Annotated in this window: 15 protein-coding genes; 1 reads left to right on the plus strand and 14 read right to left on the minus strand. The window is 73.6% G+C overall.

Annotation, left to right across the window (positions count from 1 at the left end; translation table 11 throughout):
- The coding region (locus tag D9R14_RS06095) for a head-tail adaptor protein (RefSeq protein ID WP_147452968.1) at positions 1–262 on the minus strand (262 nt) is incomplete at its 3' end.
- A complete protein-coding gene (locus D9R14_RS06100; RefSeq protein WP_121622436.1) occupies positions 259–819 on the minus strand; it encodes a head-tail connector protein in 561 nt (186 codons plus the stop codon). The genes D9R14_RS06095 and D9R14_RS06100, both read right to left, overlap by 4 nt.
- Before the next feature lie 82 nt (positions 820–901).
- Between D9R14_RS06100 and D9R14_RS06105 the strand changes: the two genes are divergently transcribed.
- Positions 902–1,651, plus strand: coding sequence for a S1 family peptidase (locus tag D9R14_RS06105; protein ID WP_121622437.1), 750 nt, complete (start codon positions 902–904; stop codon positions 1,649–1,651).
- Between the two features lie 549 nt (positions 1,652–2,200).
- On the opposite strand, the gene D9R14_RS06110 is transcribed toward D9R14_RS06105, so the two are convergent.
- The 12 genes from D9R14_RS06110 to sppA all read right to left on the minus strand — a co-directional run bounded on the left by D9R14_RS06110 (position 2,201) and on the right by sppA (position 12,408).
- Positions 2,201–3,451: a phage major capsid protein gene (locus tag D9R14_RS06110; protein ID WP_121622438.1), complete on the minus strand. Its 1,251-nt coding sequence runs from the start codon at positions 3,449–3,451 to the stop codon at positions 2,201–2,203.
- Positions 3,452–3,462: 11 nt separating this feature from the next.
- Positions 3,463–3,990, minus strand: a complete 528-nt coding sequence (locus D9R14_RS06115; protein ID WP_121622439.1) for an HK97 family phage prohead protease — start codon at positions 3,988–3,990, stop codon at positions 3,463–3,465.
- Between the two features lie 2 nt (positions 3,991–3,992).
- On the minus strand, positions 3,993–4,184 hold the full coding sequence (locus D9R14_RS06120) for a hypothetical protein (protein ID WP_121622440.1): 192 nt from the start codon (positions 4,182–4,184) through the stop codon (positions 3,993–3,995).
- A gap of 47 nt (positions 4,185–4,231) precedes the next feature.
- Complete coding sequence (locus tag D9R14_RS06125; protein ID WP_121622441.1) at positions 4,232–4,420, minus strand: hypothetical protein; 189 nt, start codon at positions 4,418–4,420, stop codon at positions 4,232–4,234.
- 422 nt (positions 4,421–4,842) lie between these two features.
- On the minus strand, positions 4,843–6,036 hold the full coding sequence (locus D9R14_RS06130; RefSeq protein ID WP_121622442.1) for a phage portal protein: 1,194 nt from the start codon (positions 6,034–6,036) through the stop codon (positions 4,843–4,845).
- Between the two features lie 281 nt (positions 6,037–6,317).
- Entirely contained in the window at positions 6,318–6,824 is a 507-nt protein-coding gene (locus D9R14_RS06135) for an HPP family protein (protein ID WP_170168521.1), read from the minus strand.
- A 438-nt stretch (positions 6,825–7,262) separates the two neighbouring features.
- A complete protein-coding gene (locus D9R14_RS06140; protein WP_454432749.1) occupies positions 7,263–8,636 on the minus strand; it encodes a DNA-packaging protein in 1,374 nt (457 codons plus the stop codon).
- On the minus strand, positions 8,527–9,051 hold the full coding sequence (locus D9R14_RS06145) for a hypothetical protein (protein ID WP_121622444.1): 525 nt from the start codon (positions 9,049–9,051) through the stop codon (positions 8,527–8,529). Before D9R14_RS06145 ends, D9R14_RS06140 begins: the two co-directional genes overlap by 110 nt.
- Before the next feature lie 600 nt (positions 9,052–9,651).
- Positions 9,652–10,407 (minus strand): carbonic anhydrase, encoded by a 756-nt coding sequence (locus tag D9R14_RS06150; RefSeq protein WP_121622445.1) that lies wholly within the window; start codon positions 10,405–10,407, stop codon positions 9,652–9,654.
- 228 nt (positions 10,408–10,635) lie between these two features.
- Positions 10,636–11,016 carry a lipopolysaccharide assembly protein LapA domain-containing protein gene (locus D9R14_RS06155; protein WP_121622446.1) on the minus strand — a complete coding sequence of 127 codons (381 nt, stop codon included), beginning with the start codon at positions 11,014–11,016 and terminating at the stop codon, positions 10,636–10,638.
- A gap of 4 nt (positions 11,017–11,020) precedes the next feature.
- Positions 11,021–11,305, minus strand: coding sequence for an integration host factor subunit beta (gene ihfB, locus D9R14_RS06160; RefSeq protein WP_121622447.1), 285 nt, complete (start codon positions 11,303–11,305; stop codon positions 11,021–11,023).
- 131 nt (positions 11,306–11,436) lie between these two features.
- Positions 11,437–12,408 (minus strand): signal peptide peptidase SppA, encoded by a 972-nt coding sequence (gene sppA / locus D9R14_RS06165; RefSeq protein ID WP_121622448.1) that lies wholly within the window; start codon positions 12,406–12,408, stop codon positions 11,437–11,439.
- Between the last annotated feature and the right edge of the window lie 107 nt (positions 12,409–12,515).

Consider the following 12,515-nt stretch of genomic DNA (forward strand, 5'->3'; position numbering starts at 1 on the left):
CCGCCTCCACATGGAAGATGCGGGCGCCGAGCAGCAGCCGGTCGCCCGGCGCCACCGTGTTGGGCGCGCGCAGCGTAACCCGGGCGCGGTGCCCGGCCTGCGGGCGCTCGGCCGTGACGCCGAAATCGTCGGCCAGCATCTCCACCCGGCCCCACAGCTGGTCCACGGTGAGGAAGGTGCGGGCGATGCCGCCGGCGCCGTCCGGCAGGTCCACATAGGTCTGGTGCGCGAGGCGCTGGCGCAGCGCGCCGATGGCGCTCACAGCCGCACCACGCGATAGGGCGCGATCAGCGCCATCACGGCGGCCGGCAGCTCGGTCGCGCCGCCCGCGCCGTCGCGCAGTTCGTAGAAATGCGCCACCGCGAGCCGCACCGCCTGGACGAGGTCCGCCGGCACGTCCGCCGCCGCGCCGTAGCCGGCGCGGACGGTGATGAGGATGCCGTCATGGCGCTTGCCGGGGCGCGGCACGCGGGTGCCGTCCACATGGATCAGCGCGGGCGCGCGCTCGCCCCGCAAGGTCAGCGCGCCGTCCGGCACGGCGGCCTCGGTGCCGCTGGCATCGGTGACGGTGGCGGAAAGGATCGCCGAGACCGGCGCCACCGGCAGCGCGATGACGCCGCTCGCCGGCCAGGCGTCGCGGTGAAGCGCGAACTCCTGGTCCGCCAGGATGCGCCCGCTCGCCGCCTCGATCAGCCGCCGCGCGGCGGGGATCAAAGCGTCGAGAAGAGCGTCCTCCGCATCGTGGTCGATGCGCAGGAAGGCCTTCGCCTCGGCGCGCGTCAAAGGCTCGGCTGCGGGGCCGGCGAGGGGTTCGGGCATGCGTGCGCTCCTGGAGTGAGGGCTGGCCGGCGCGCCGGCGGCGCCCGTTGACGGCGCGGCCGGCCCCCGGCAGAAGACCGGCATGAAAATTCCTGCCTCGCGCCGCGCGCCGTCCGTCCTCCTCGCCCTCGCGCTCCTGGCCGGCGCGGCGGCGCCCGCGCGCGCCATCGTCGGCGGCGCGCCGGCGGGGCCGGAGGTGGCGGCGCATGCGGTGATGCTGGTCTCGACGCGCGGGGCGAGCTGCACCGGCACCGTGCTGGCGCCGGACGTGGTGCTCACCGCCGCGCACTGCGTCGAGCCGGCGGCGGACTATGCGGTGGCGCTGATCTCGGGCGCGGCGCCGAAGCTGATCCCGGTCACGCGCATCGCGCTCCATCCGGGCTTCAGCGCCGACCAGTTCCGCACCCGGCGGCCGACGCCGGATCTCGCTCTGGTGAAGCTCGCCGAGCCGCTGCCGGCATCGCTGCGCCCGGCGCGCCTCGCGCCGGCGGGCGGGCTGCCGCCCAAGGGCGACGGCTTCACCATCGCCGGCTTCGGCGTCACGGCGGACGGCGCCTCGAAGAGCGCCGGGACGCTGCGCACGGTCGCGCTGCCGAACATCGGCTCCACCGGCGGCATCATGGTGCGCCTGTCGCGCGCCGAGGGCGGCGCGGGCGCCTGCACCGGGGATTCCGGCGGCCCCGCCTTCCGCGACGGCGCGGTGGCCGGCGTGATCGGCTGGGCCACCGCCTTGGGCAACGCCCGCGGCTGCGGCGGCGTCACCGGCGTCACCCTGGTCTCGCTCCACCGCGACTGGATCGACGCCACGCTGAAGGCGCTCGCCGGGCGGTGAGGCGGGGGCGGGACGGGCGCCCGCCTCGCGCCAAAATAGCCGCCGTCATGCTCCGGCTTGACCGGAGCATCCACGCCCCCTTCCCGCATCGCGCCCAGCCGCCGCATGGGCCCTCCGGTCAAGCCGGAGGGCGACGGTAGTGAGAGGGCGACGGCGCGGGGATAGAGCGAGGGCGGAGAATGGGGCGACGGCGCTGAAACCTCTCACCGCCGTCATGCCCCGGCTTGTCCGGGGCATCCACTTTGCCGTTTGCACAGAGCCTCGATCCGGAACGCCAGCAAGGCCGCGGGGTGGATCCCCCGGACAAGCCGGGGGATGACGGTGGTCAAAGAGGGAGAGGGCGCCGCGTCCCCCAAACTGCCGTCATGCCTCGACGCAAAGCCCTCCCCCGCATGCGGGGGAGGGTTGGGAGGGGGCATGGCCGGGCGCGCGCTCGCGGCGTCGCGCCCGCGGCAAGCGCCGCCGGCCCTATCCTCCCCCGCACGCGGGAGAGGCGGCGCGAACGCGCGCGGGAGCGCTGCTTTCGCCCGCACGTCCAGGCCGTCCCCCTCAGGCGGCGAACTTCAGCAGCTTCGCGGCGTCGAAGTCCTGCACCCCGCCGCCCACGCGCTTGGTGGTGTAGAACAGCACGTAGGGCTTGGCGGAATACGGGTCGCGCAGCACCCGCACGCCGGCGCGGTCCACCACCAGGTAGAAGCGGCGGAAGTCGCCGAACGCGATGGCATGGGCGTCGGCGGCGATGTCCGGCATGTCCTCGCTCTCGGCCACCGGGAAGCCCATGAGGCTCGCGCTCTGGCCCGCGCCGGGGGGCGGCGCCCAGAGATAGTTGCCGTTCTCGTCCTTCAGCTTGCGCGCCGCCGCCTGGGTGCGGCGGTTCATGAGGAAGGTGGCGTTCTGGCGGTAGGGCGCCTTGAGCGCATAGACGAGATCGATCAGCGGATCCGCCGGCGTCGCGCTCGGGAACGCGCCCGCCGCGCCGGTGGCGATGACGCCCACCTTGCCCCAGCTCCAGGCGCTCTCGGCAGCCTTGGTGTAGGAGAGGAAGCCGGTGGGCTTGCCGACGCCGTCGCCGGAGACGAAGGCGGTGCCCTCCTGGGAAGCGAAGCTCTGCTCCACCTCGCCGGCCAGCCACTCCTCCACGTTCACCCGCGCATCCTCCAGCAGCGCGGTGGTGGCCGCCGGCATGGCGTAGAGCTCCATGGCGGGGAAGGCGAGCTCGGCCAGCACCGGGCTGTCGGTCTGCGGCCGTGCCGCGGTCTCCGCCGCCCAGCCGGCGACCGGGCCTGAGGTCATGAAGGGCTTGCGGTAGGTGCCGGCGCCGATGGTGCGCACGCTGGCGAGCGCCCGCACCGGCGAGAGCACGGCGAGGCGGCGGCCGATCTCGACCTCGGCTTCGAACGGCACGAGGTAGCCGCCGTCCGCGCCGGTGCCGGCGGTGAGCGCCTTCGCCTCCATGGCCTTGAGGCCGCCGGCCTCGCCGTGGCGCACATAGGCGTCGAACGCGCCGGCATGGGCCGCCTCGCTCGCGCTGCGCTCGGGCGCGCCGCCGAGCGCCGGCCGGCGCGCCTTGGTGGCGAGGGCGTCGAGCCGCGCCTGGTGCGCGTCGAGCGCGGCATCGATGCGCGCCATCTTCTCGGCGGTGAGCGGATCGGCGCCGCGGCGCTCGATCTCGGCGAGACGCGTCTCGTTCGCCTCCTTGTAGCTCTCGAAGGCGGCAAGGAACTCGGCGGCGGCGGCGCGCTCCTCGTGGGTCTCGGGCTTGGCCACCTTGGTCTCGGGGGCGCGGTGGGGGTTCGGCATGGGATCGGTCCTCAGATGGTGACGGGGGTTCGGGTCGCCTGACGCAGGCGCGCGGCGGCCTCGCGCAGAGCGTGCGCGGGCACGGCAGCGGGATCGGCGCGGGCATCCGCAGCGGGATCGGGCGGCCCGAGCGCGACCCGCGCGCCGGGCTGCATGGGGAAGGTGACGATGGAGACCTCCCACAGATCGATGCGGGAGATGCGTCGCACGCGGCTGCGCGGATCGGCGCGCGCCTCCACCGCCTTGAAGCCGATGGAGAGGCCGTCGAGCGCGCCCTCCTTGAGCAGCGCGGCGCATTCGCGCGCCCGCGTCACGCCGGCCGAGAGGCGCCCGCGCACATGAAGGCCGCGCGCGTCCTCGGCGATCGCGCTCCACACGCCGATCGGCTCGGCGGGGTCGTGCTGGTAGAGCATCCGCACGCCGGCGGCGCCGCGCCGCGCGAGGCTCTCGCGGAACGCGCCGGGCAGCACCATGTCGCGGCCGAGATCGACGACGCCGAACAGGCAGGCATAGCCCTCGATGAGCGGTCCGTCCGCCATGCTCACGCCTCCCGCCCGCCGGGGGCGGGCTTCTCGGCCGGCCGCTTCTTGCGACGCCCCTTCTCCAGGCGCTCCAGCGTCGCCACGAAGTCGCGGAACACGCTCTGCGGCGCGGCCTGCGCCTTGGGACGGGAGGGCGCGCCCGTCAGCGCGCGGATGCGCGGCGCGGGCGCCTTCTGGAACGGGGCGCGCATGGGGATGTCTCCGGTGGGTGGTGTCGGGACGTGCGGGCCGGCCGGGCTCACTCCCGGCTGCCGTGCCGGGCATTGAAGCGCGCCAGCTCGCGCACGAAATCGTCGAAGCGCCGGTGCGCCCGCGCCACCTCGGCGAAGGCACGCCAGAAGGCGAGCGAGGCGCCAATGGCCCACAGCGCCAGCGCCACATGGGCAAGATCGCCGCGCTCGGCGACGGCGCGGATGAGCGCGTCCATGGGGGCTCCTGGAGCGGGGACGGCAGCGGGAGTGGATGCTCCGGGCGCGCCGGGGCATGACGGTGGGTTTGGCGGGATGCGGCGCGCTCGTAGCCGTCATCACTGCTCCCGTCCGCCGCCCGCCGACGTGCTTCACCGCCGTCATCCCCCGGTTTATCCGGGGGATCCACGCAGCGGCTCGCGCGGCGTTTCGTTGTCCTTGCGCCACGTTGGCGGCCAAGTGGATGCCCCGGACAAGCCGGGGCATGACGGCGGTGAGATTTCCCCACCCACACCGTCCTTCCCCGCCGTCTCCCTCCGACTTGATCGGAGGGCCCATCCCGCGGCCGGGCGCGGCGCGCGAAGGTGCCATGGATGCCCTGGTCAGCCGGAGCATGACGGCGGGTTTTGCGGGAAGTGACGCGCGCTTCTCCCGCCGCTCCCTATTGCCGCCCCGTTTCCCCGTAGCCCACGGCGGCGCGTTTCTCGGCATCGGTGAGGAAGTCGGCGCTGCCGATGCGCTTCCACAGCTCGGAGCGTTCGGCGGCGAGCGCCTCCACCTGGTCGAGGTCGGGCACGAGGCGCAGGTCCGCGCCGAAGGCCGGGGCGAGCCAGGCGGACACTTCGTCCGCCACGCGCCGCACCAGCGGCACCACGCTCTGGCGCCACAGCGCCCGGTTGGCCTCGGCATAATTGGCGTAGGTGTTGTCGCCGGGAATGCCCAGCAGCAGCGGCGGCACGCCGATGGCGAGCGCGATCTCGCGCGCCGCGCCGTTGCGGGCGGCCTCGAAGTCCATGTCCTTGGGCGAGAGCGAGAGCGCGCGCCATTCCAGCCCGCCCTCCAGCAGCAGCGGGCGGCCGGCATTGGCGGCGCCCTGGAACGAGGCCTCCAGCTCGCCCTTCAGACGCTCGAACTGCTCCTCCGTGAGCGTGCCCGTGCCGCCATAGACCAGCGCGCCGGAAGGCCGCGCGGCATTGTCGATCAGCGCCTTGTTCCAGGCGCCGGAGGCATTGTGGAGGTCGAGCGCCTGGGCGGCGGCCTCCAGCGGGGCGAAGCCGTAATGGTCGTCCACCGGGTTGAACACCGCGAGGTGAAGCACCGGCGGCACGTCGGCGCCGGCGACCAGCGTCTCCTGGGCGATCCGCACCGTGCGGCCGGCGAGCGTGTAGTCGAACGCCTCCGGCCAGCCGTCGGCGCCGGGCACCACGCGCACCCGGTCGGGGCGCAGCAGGTGCAGCTCGCGCACCCGGCCCTCCAGCGCTACCGCCTCCACATAGGCGTTGCCCGCCACCAGCAGGTGGCTGCACAGCGCCTCCATGAAGGCGGCGCCGCCGAGGCGCGGATTGGGCCGCGCCATCAGCCGCAGCAGCGGGTGTTCGGTGAGTTCCTCGGTGCCCGACATGAGCACCAGCGGTACGCTCGCCGCCGCCTCGCCGATCAGCCGCACGGCGCGGTAGGCGATGGCGTTCTTCGCGAAGCCCTCGCAGGCGAGGCTCGCCGTGTCGCGCGGGCTCCAGACCGGGCGGCCGGCGGACAGCACCGCCACCAGCGCGGCGGTGCGGCTCGCCTTGGCCTCGGGCCGGGCGGGGGGCGCACGAAGATGCGCCCGGAACGGGGCGAGCAGGGCGTCGAGCATGGAGGGCTCCGCAGATGAGGCAGGGTCAAGGCGGCGGAAACGGCCGGCAGACCGCCGGTGCGCGGCGGAAGCCGCCGACATGGCGGCGCCACGAAATGGTGCCCTTCCCGCCCGATCCGGCCGCGAAGGGCGCACATTCGGCCGCTAGGAGACCGGCTCCGTCTCACGGACCGGCAACAGGTCATGCGTATGCCGGCCGGCCCCGTTCGCGTTTCGCGCGGACGGGGCCGCCGCGGGGGCGGCGTTCCAGCGATCAGGTCGAGACGGCGGACGGCGCCCGCTCAGGCGGGGCGGCGCGGATAATCGTGGCGCGGCGGCACCCGGTGATAGAGGATCGCCAGCGCCACCAGAGCGAGGCTACCGGTCACCACCACGCCCGACAGCGCCATGGGGTCGCCCGGCGACAGCACCATCAGGATCGGCACCGCGCCGGCCGGCGGATGGGAGACGCGGAACGCCAGCATGAGCGCGATGGCGAGCCCGACGCCGAGCGCGGCGGCCCACACGGCGGCGGGAAACAGCAGCGTGAGCACCAGGCCCACCATGGCCGCGAGCGCATAGCCGCCCACCACGTTGGCGGGCTGGGCGAGCGGCGTCGCGGGATGGGCGAACAGCAGCACGGCACTCGCCCCGAACGGGGCGATCAGGAACGGCAGTTCGGTGAAGGCGGCGAGCCCCGCCACCAGCCCCATGCCCAGCATGCCGCCGGCGCCGGACTTCATTCCGATCAGGAACGACCCGCACGACGGCTCATGGCGCGTGAAGAATGCTTTCCAATGCGATCTCATGGCACCTGAACGGGCAGAGAGGATGATTGAAGAGCAAATGTCTGCACACGTCGTTGTCATGCAGCCTCATTTGTAGGCATCACACTGCACGTATTCTGGATGCCAGGTCAAGGGCTCAGCGATGCGACGGCGCAGCCGGAGTGCCGAGCCGGGGTCCAGGGGAAACGCCCACGCAGCGGGCAATACCTAAGAGCGCCCGGCGCCCCGAAGCCCCAGAATTTCAGAAGCGCCTGCGGCGGTCTCTTGCGCTGGGCCCCGGCTCGCATTCCGCTGACGCTCCATGCGTCCGGGCGCGAAGGCGGTTTCCGGCGGATGCGACGGCGCCAGCCGGCGCCGTGCCCCGGACCAGCGACGGCGCAGCCGGAGTGCAGAGCCGGGGCCCAGCGCAAGACTCCCGCGCAGCGGGCAATACGCGGCAGCGCAGCCGGCGCCCGCCCGTCACAGCCCCCGCACCCGCGGCGCCGCCGGCTTCGGCCCCAGCGACAAGGCGGTGACGGCCCAGACCAGCGCGTCGAGCCGGTCCGGCGAGCGGCCGGAGGACAGGCCGTCGGTGCCGAAGTCGGCCATCTCGTCCTCCAGCAGCGGGAAGGCGCCCGCATGGCGCACCCGGCCCTGCTCGTAGAGCGCGGCCACCGGCTCGGCGCGCAGATACTTGCCGCGCGTCGCCCGGACCTCGGTGACGGGCACGTCCGGGTCCACCTCGGCGAGGACCGCGCGCACCATGTCGCCGCCCTGGTTCACCTCCACCACCACCTGGTCGGCCTGAAGCCGGCGGAACAGCGCCACCGCGCGCGCCGCCCACTGCGCCGGGCGCAGGCCGGCCGCGCTCTCGTCGGCGAGCACATGCACCAGCCCCGCGGCGTCGATGCCGGCGGCGACGAGGCCGCAGGCGTCCGCTCCAGCACGGGCGGAGGCGGGCGGGTCCACCGCCACCACCACCCGGGCGAGCGGCGGCGCCGCAGGCTCGCGCGCGGCCTCGATGGCGGCGCGGGTCCACAAGGCGTCGGGCCGATCCTCGATGACCTCCCCGTCCAGCTCCTGCCGGCCGAGCCGCGTGCCGCCATAGCGGGCGATCACCTCCGACAGGAAGGAGGGCGCGAGGTGGAAGGCGTTGGCGCGGGTGCCGGCGCGCGTCACCGCGCTGCGCGGGTCGCCCATGAGGCGCCGCAGCAGCGCGGTGGGGCGCGGCGTGGTGGTGACCATCTGGCGCGGCCGGACGCCGAGCCGAAGCCCGAACTGCAGCATGTCGAACGCCGCCTCGGCGCGCTTCCACTTCGCCAGTTCGTCGAGCCAGGCGGCGCCGAACTGGGGGCCGCGCAGGCTTTCCGGATCGTCCGCCGAGAAGCCCTGCGCCACCGCGCCGTTGGGCCATTGGAGGCGGCGGCGGCTCGGCTCCCAGGCCGGGCGCTCGCCGGGCGGATGGACCGCGAGGATGCCGGAGACGCCCTCCACCATCACCTCGCGCAGATCCGACAGGCTCTCGCCCAGGAGCGCGATGCGCCCCACCGGCGCGTCGGCAAAGGGCGGCCGGCCGAGCGCGAGGCCGCGCACCCATTCGGCGCCGGCGCGCGTCTTGCCGGCGCCGCGGCCGCCCATGAGCAGCCAGGTGTGCCACGGCGCGCCGGAGAGGGTGGCGGCGGGCGGCATCTGGTCGGGTCGCGCCCACAGCTCCCAGTCGGCGAGCAGCGCATGGATGCCGGCGTCAGGCAGGCCCTTCAGCAGGGTCTGCGCCAGCCCCGTCTGCGCGCAGGCCGTCAAGGCGGCGCGCAAGCTCGCTGCGGAAGGCGTCGAGATCGCGGAATGCGGCGCCATCGCCTTCCCCTTCCGAAGCTGGTGGCACGCCCGGCGCTGCCGTGCCGCCGGCGCCCGGCCGGCGGGGGCGCGGCGCGGTCTCGAGCGCGGTCAGCTCGCGCAGGGTGCGCGCCAGCACGGCGAGGGCGCGGGCATCCTTCTCGCTGTCGCCGACACCGTCGGCGCCGAGCGCCGCGATGCGGGCCTCGATCTGCGCCACCTGCCGCTCGGCTGCGCTCCACAGGCGGGCCAGAAGCTGCGCCCGCGCCGGCGCGGTGCCGGCCCGGGCGGCCCGATGCAAAGCAGGCACCCTGGGGCGCCGGCGCGGCACCGGGGAGAACACCGCCGAGCCGTCCGGGGCGATGTCGTGGTCGAGCCAGCGATAGAGCGTCTTGCGCCCATGGCCGGTGCGCCGGACGATCTCCGCGAGCGGCACGCCGGCCGCGTAGAGCTGGCGTAAGAGCGCCGCCTGGACCGGCAGCCGAAGCGCGGCTGGCCCATCCTCCGCAGGCTCCGGAGCGCCGTGCGGCTGCGTGGTCTCGGATGCGCCTGCGGGCGCCGTTGGCGCAGACACGCCTGCCAGCGGCGGTGGTGCAAAGGCGCCTGCCGTCGGACGGGATCGCGGTTTGGGCATGGCGGCAATTCCGGCTGGGCGCGCGGCCGCGGCGCAGCCGATCCGGCACCACGGATCGGCCGCCGCAGGGTCGGCGGGCGGCAAGGGCGAACGAAGGTCGGGCGAAGGCCGCGCTTAGTCCCGCGAAGGGATCAGGCGGACAAAGGATCAGGCGAATAACGATCCGGCGAAGGCGTGATGTCGGGCCAACCGGGTGCGCGTCGGGCAGCAGCTCGCGGCCAGCCTTTGCCATCCGGGGCGCGTCCCCGGCGAAGGCCGGACCGGAAGATCGCGGCGCGCCGGGCGCACATCTCGAACGTGCCGCAACCCTAGCCGGGCAGCGTCGCGCTGTCAAGGACTAAATTCCTCTCCCCACGGCGATAGGGGAGCGGGGCGGCCAAAAGAAGGGCCGCCCCGCGTTGCTCAGTTCATCTGCAGCAGGAAGCGGCGGTTGATCGCCTGGAGCGGGCGGGCGTTCATGGGGAAGATGGCGCGGAAGGCGTCGATGTCCGCCTGCGCCACCGCCATGGGCGCCGCGAACACGTTCCAGTCCACCACCTCCGCGCAGGGCGGCGTGGTGAGCGAGCCCTCGTAGCGGTAGAGGCGGCGGGAGGCCGGCAGGAGGGTGGAAATGTCGATGACCGGCTGCGCCGCCGCCACGCCCTCGGCCTTCGGCGCCGCCGCCATCACCGCTGCGAAGGCGGCATTGGAGACGCCGGGGGTCATGAACACGCCCACCACGGCGAGCCCGCCTTCCGGCCGGGCGTGGACGAAATGCACCTCCATGGCCGTGCGCACGCCGCCGATCGCGTGCTCGCTCGGCGCATGGAAATGGAACTGCTTCAGCTCGTAGGCCTTGCCGGCGAGAGCGACGCTGTTGGCACCGGTGAGCGCATCGGCCTGGATGGTGTGGCCGTTATTGACCACCTTGAAGGGCTGCGCCGTCCAGGTGATCGCCAGCGGCTTCTGCGCCGTCTCCACCGCGCCATCGAGGTCCACCGGCGATTGCTGGCTGCCCAGCGCGCAGGCCTGGAAATCGGCGGAGAGCGCCCCCCATTCCTTGGGGCCGCCATGGCCCTCATAGGTCCAGTGGGGATGGCCGGTCTCGGCGCGGGCGACGGCGGCGCACAGCGGGCACGCGGCCAGGCCGGAAAGGAAGCTGCGGCGGGTAACGGACATGGCGCTTGTCTCTCTGTCCTTGAGGCGTCGCGACGATAGCCTCAGACAGACGAACCTAGCTTGAACCGAACCATTGCGCAGCGAGAAAATAGTTCCGTAACGTAATGACTTAGCCCATTTTCGGCACCACCGGAACGGGTGCTGCGGGACGCCGCCCGCGCGGCGGCAGCCGCCGGACGGAACAGGCGGATGGAACGGTTGCGACGGTCTCAGCGGGAGCGGGCTGGATCAGTTGCGCGGCGACGGCAGCGACAAGGCGCGTGCGCCGGCATCCCGGCCCGCATCGGCACGGCGGTTATCGCGACCTGCCTCGCGACCTGCCTCGCGACCTGCCTCGCGACCTGCCTCGCGCCGTGTCTCGCGGCGGGCGAGCCGCGCCTCGCGGCGGAAGCGGCCCTGGCGCACCCAGGTGACGACCCCGCCCAGCACCACGCCGGCGATGAGGGCGGCGAAGATCACCGCGAACAGCGGCACCGTCACCGAGAAGGCCGGGGCGGCGGGCGAGAAGGGATCGAGCGAGACGGTCACAGGCTTGCGGTTCGCCACCGCCAACGCCACGCCGAGAATGGAGAGCGGAATGACGATCAGGAGCGAGACGAGGCGGCTCACAGGCTCACCGCCCGTCGTTGAGACGCTCGCGCATCTCCTTGCCGGTCTTGAAATAGGGCACGCTCTTCTCGCTCACCTCGACCTGCTTGCCGGTGCGCGGATTGCGGCCGACGCGGGCGTCGCGCTTCTTCACCGAGAAGGCGCCGAAGCCGCGCAGCTCGACGCGGTCGCCGCGCTCCAGAGCGGAGACGATCTGCTCCAGGATGGCGTTGACGATGTTCTCGACGTCGCGCTGGTAGAGGTGGGGATTGGCTTCAGCGATCTTCTGAACCAGTTCGGACTTGATCATGACCGCTTCGTCTCCCCCAGGATCGATCCAGAGCGCCGCCGACCCACAGGACGAGCCGCACCATCTGCCCCCGTCCGGACGGGGACGGAGCAGATGCGCGGGCCGGAACTCGGGCGGTTCTCAAGCACCGTTCACCTGTTGATTTGAGGGTGCCAGAGGGCCAATAGGCCGTCAAGCTGAGCCCGCTCCAGCGCAGCGCCCGTGGCCTGCGACAGGATGGCCGCGAGCTGCGGGAAGCCGAGCGCCCCGGCGATGCCGCCCACCGCGCCCGAGAGCCAGCCGAACTCGCTGCTGCGCTGCCCGGTGCGCCAGGTGCGCACCTTGAGGTCCTCGGACACGCCCTTCTCGCGGGCGAGCCAGGCGCGCGCCGTGGTCTCGTCGCCCAGTTCGTCGACCAACTGCAGGCCGAGGCCCTGGTGGCCGGTGAAGACGCGCCCGTCCGCGACGGTGGCGAGCTGGGCGTCGGTGAGCTTGCGGCGATCGCCGACCAGCGCCTTGAACCAGGCGTAGGTGTCCACCACCAGAGCGTCGATGGCGGCGCGCGCCTCGGGCGAGGTGGGGGTGTAGCCGTTGGGGGCGGCCTTCAGCGGCGAGGACTTGATGTCCTCCACGGCGATGCCGACGCTCTTGAGCAATTCATAGACGTTGGGGAACTGGAAGATCACGCCCACCGAGCCCACCAGCGCGTTGCGCCGGGCGACGATGTGGTCGGCGCCGATGGCGGCGATATAGCCGCCGGAGGCCGCGAGGCCCTCCACCACGGCGACCACCGGCTTCTTCTTCGCGAGGCGCTGGAGCGCGTCATAGAGCTGCTCGGCGCCGGTAACGGTGCCGCCGGGGCTGTCGATGGACAAGATCACCGCCGCGGCGCGCGAATCGGCGATCTCGTCGAGCATCTTCACCCGCTCGCGGTCGTTGCGGATCACGCCGCCGATCACCACCCGTGCCACGTGCGGCGTGGAGGGCGAGAGGGTATTGCCGGCGAAGGTCGAGACCGCGACCGCCAGCGCCCCCACGGCGGCCAGCACGCCGAGCGTGCGCCAGAAGGTGACCTTGCGCCTGAGGCGGCGGCGTTCGACGATCTGATCGGCGTCGAGGGACATGGCGGAAACTCCAGACGGCGCCCCCGGAACCGCAGCCCGGCCCGGCCCGATGCCGGGAGGGGTGCGGCGGCGGCGCCCGCGCGGTGCGGACTTAAGCGGGCGGACCC

This window comes from Xanthobacter tagetidis, from assembly GCF_003667445.1.
In the GTDB taxonomy this organism is placed as follows: Bacteria; Pseudomonadota; Alphaproteobacteria; order Rhizobiales; family Xanthobacteraceae; genus Xanthobacter; species Xanthobacter tagetidis.